This is a genomic window from uncultured Chitinophaga sp. (assembly GCF_937874145.1).
Taxonomy (GTDB): Bacteria; Bacteroidota; Bacteroidia; order Chitinophagales; family Chitinophagaceae; genus Chitinophaga.
In genome coordinates, this window is record NZ_CALNBI010000413.1 from 1 (window position 1) to 2,797 (window position 2,797).

The following is a 2,797-nucleotide window of genomic DNA, read 5'->3' on the forward strand; positions in this document are numbered from 1 at the left end:
CTGAGTTGTCGGACAGGAGCTGGTCGGCGTCGATCTTCGCGGTTCTTTTGTTAACCGGGCCGATGTCGGTGCTCACTTCACTGCGGCGGAAAGCCTTGGCTACGTCGAACTTCTTGTATTCGTTCACCACTTTCTGGTTTACTTCCACGAAGTTTTTGTCAACGATCTGGTCTGCTTTGGCGGCTGCGTCGCCGATGATGTGGGTTTTGGTCCAGTCGAGGCCGATCCAGGTCAGTTTCACGTCTTTGTCGAATACGTCTTTGCTGCTTTGTGCGTTTGCTGCGGATGCGCTCAGGGCGATAGCGATCAGGGGCAGAACGAGATTTTTCAGTTTCATGGTGACTCTTGTTTTATTTTTCTTTGGCGATGAAAATTTTCATGTCACATTGCGCCTGGATGCGTCCTTCATGGGAAACGGATCCTTTCACCACGGTAGCGTTGAACAGTTCGTGGGTGATGATGATTTCCGTCTGAAGAGTGGCGCCGGCGGGCGGGAGCTCCAGGATTTCCAGGTTTTGGATGGCGCCGATGAATCCGAGGGGAACGGGTACGTTGTCTCTTTTGGCCAGGAATCCAACCCTCGCCGCGGCGGTCTGCGCGATGTTCTCCACGAGCCCCGGGGCCATGAGCTTCCCTTCTTCCACAAACACGTTATCCGGCGCTACGTCGAGCTCCGTGCGGATGTTTTTGTCCCCCGCCTCCACCAGCCGGCTGATCATGACGATCGGCGGGCGCTGCGGGATATATTCGGTGATATCTTCGTGATGCATATGCGTATTGTCAGTCTTTTGACCAGAAATCATAATAATTGAACCATTGCAGCGGGTATTTCCGCACTTTCTCTTCCATCACGCCCACAAAATCTCCCATCGACTGATCCAGGCCACCCTGCTTTGCTCCGGGGTACACTTTGGGATCGGTGGCATAGAGATGATAATGCGTAGCGGTTTCCTTGAAGGCGAACACAAACGAAACAGGCACCCTGAAAGTGGATGCCAGGAGAAACGGCCCCACGGGAAAGCGCGCCGGCGTTCCCAGGAACATCTTCTCCGCAGTTTTATTGCCGGGCAGAAACCGGTCGGCGTGCATGCATACCAGTTCCTGTTTGGCCAGCGCGTCGTTGATGGCGTAAATGTGCGAAAGGTCGTCCTTCAATACTATGACATGCACATTCCGCCCTCCCGTTACGCCTTCGAGGTAACTTTTGATCCGTTCATGCTCCCCGTCGAACATCACGATGTTGATTTTCGTGTTGAGCCGGGTGAACAAATGCCCTGCAACCTCCCAATTACCCAGGTGCGCACTGAGCATGATGCCGCCCTTCCCGCCATTTACCATCGCGTGAAGCCGTTCTTCTCCATCGAAATCGAAGCTGAAACGATTGGGGATCCCGGCCATCACCACCACTTTGTCGATCAACGTCTGGCCGAAAATATAAATATTCCGGTAAACGGACGTCATGGAACGCCACCGGCTGTAATCCATCTTATAACGAAAAAACCGGTACATCGACCGGGCAGTGCTATAGGAGAACAGGCAATAATAGATAGAAACGAATACCAGCAGGAAATAAGCCGGGCGAACGCCTCCATATCGCAATACACCAATGAAGATCCGGTATCCGAGCTTATTTCCCTTGGACTTACCCTGCCAGGATGGCATTATACCAGTTCTTTTTGTTTAACACGTTCGATAACATAGTCGTAAAAATCCTGGAACGTAACGATGCCCTGGAAATCCTCCGGTTTCACTTTGAATCCGAAATTGTTCTCAATGGCGACTACGAGGTCGATATAGTCCAGGCTGTCCAGTTCCAGCGTGGCTTTCAGATCGGCCCCGGGGGTAATGCTTTCGGGGGAAACTTCGAATTCTTCCGCCAGAAAAGCATTGGTTTTTTGAATGATCTCCTTGATTTCCATAAACTTAAGTGTTCCAGATATAGGTTAGACAGTTTTCACTTTGCATCCTGTGGGTTCGCATCAGGGCGCAGGGCAAAATTATGCAAAAACCGCCCAACACCACCCACAAGTCTGAATTATTCCCATTTCCGGACGATGAGGGAGCTATTTGTGCCTCCAAAGCCAAAGGAATTAGACAGAAATATATTAAAATTTTTCTCTAGTGTATTCGTAACGATATTCAGTTTCGCTGAATCGTTGTCGGGGTTTTCGAAATTGATATTGGGGGCCATAAAGCCGTTTTGCATCATGATCATGGAATACACGATCTCGCTCGCCCCGGCCATCCAGCATTCGTGGCCCGTCATCCCCTTGGTGGAGCTCACGGGCGTGTTGCATTCGCCGAACACGGAATGAATGGCTTTGGCCTCGCTGGCGTCGCCGGCGGGGGTGGATGTGGCGTGTGCGTTGATGTAACCGATGTCTTTCGGCTGGAGGTTGGCGTCGCGCAGGGCCATTTCCAGGCTGCGGGTGGGGCCTTCCACGCTGGGGTTGCTGATATGCGCCCCGTTGCTGGAGAAGCCGTATCCCAGCACTTCGCCCAGGATCGTAGCGCCGCGGCGCTGTGCGGATTCCAGGCTTTCGAGGATAACGGTGGCCGCTCCGCCGGAGGGTACCAGTCCGTCGCGGTCGCGGTCGAAAGGCCTGGAAGCCCGGGCAGGGTCGCTCTCGCGTACCGAAAAGGCCGCGATGGCGTCGAAGTTGCCCATGGCGTAAAGGTTGATCTCCTGGGCGCCGCCGCAGATCACTGCATCCTGCATGCCCGAGCGGATGAACATATACCCCAGCCCGATGGCGTGGGAACCGCTGGCGCAGGCCGCGCTCACACTGAAATTCAC

5 protein-coding genes are annotated in these 2,797 nt (G+C 53.6%); all 5 read right to left on the reverse strand.

The window, feature by feature from the left end; all coding sequences use genetic code 11:
- The coding region (locus Q0510_RS19905; protein WP_298715610.1) for a hypothetical protein at positions 1-337 on the reverse strand (337 nt) is incomplete at its 3' end.
- Positions 338-350: 13 nt separating this feature from the next.
- Positions 351-770, reverse strand: coding sequence for a 3-hydroxyacyl-ACP dehydratase (locus Q0510_RS19910; RefSeq protein ID WP_298715612.1), 420 nt, complete (start codon positions 768-770; stop codon positions 351-353).
- A gap of 10 nt (positions 771-780) precedes the next feature.
- A complete protein-coding gene (locus Q0510_RS19915; protein ID WP_298715614.1) occupies positions 781-1,662 on the reverse strand; it encodes a lipid A biosynthesis acyltransferase in 882 nt (293 codons plus the stop codon).
- The gene (locus Q0510_RS19920) at positions 1,662-1,919 is read right to left on the reverse strand and encodes an acyl carrier protein (RefSeq protein ID WP_298715616.1); all 258 of its coding nucleotides are present in this window, start codon (positions 1,917-1,919) and stop codon (positions 1,662-1,664) included. Before Q0510_RS19920 ends, Q0510_RS19915 begins: the two co-directional genes overlap by 1 nt.
- Positions 1,920-2,035: 116 nt before the next feature.
- On the reverse strand, positions 2,036-2,797 hold a 762-nt coding region (locus Q0510_RS19925), incomplete at its 5' end, for a beta-ketoacyl synthase (RefSeq protein WP_298715618.1).

Bases quoted from the DNA above. Each gene is read 5' to 3' on its own strand.
- Q0510_RS19910 (WP_298715612.1), bottom strand. From the start codon at position 770: ATGCATCACGAAGATATCACCGAATATATCCCGCAGCGCCCGCCGATC.
- Q0510_RS19915 (WP_298715614.1), bottom strand. From the start codon at position 1,662: ATGCCATCCTGGCAGGGTAAGTCCAAGGGAAATAAGCTCGGATACCGG.
- Q0510_RS19920 (WP_298715616.1), bottom strand. From the start codon at position 1,919: ATGGAAATCAAGGAGATCATTCAAAAAACCAATGCTTTTCTGGCGGAA.